A 205-nucleotide genomic window follows, 5' to 3' on the forward strand; every position below is an offset into this window, starting at 1 on the left:
TCTTCGTTACCCTGTCTTTGATATGTGCCGATATCGGTGATTACGCCGCTGAGAGTAGGCAAATATCTATAAGTTCGCTTTGCTTGATCAACCAGGTTCAATTCGCTGGCGGTAGAGAAGCAAGAGGGTATCGTACCGGCTTCTTCGATAAACATAGTTTTCAGTTCTTCAAAAGCTGTGATCACTAGCCAGTCGATGCCGTTAA

1 pseudogene is annotated in these 205 nt (G+C 44.9%); it reads right to left on the bottom strand.

Annotated features, from left to right (window positions below):
* Positions 1 to 205: pseudogene (locus H5185_RS22730) on the bottom strand (hypothetical protein); the annotation flags it as partial.

This window comes from Shewanella sp. SG44-6, assembly GCF_014164185.1.
GTDB classification, from domain to species: domain Bacteria; phylum Pseudomonadota; class Gammaproteobacteria; order Enterobacterales; family Shewanellaceae; genus Shewanella; species Shewanella vesiculosa.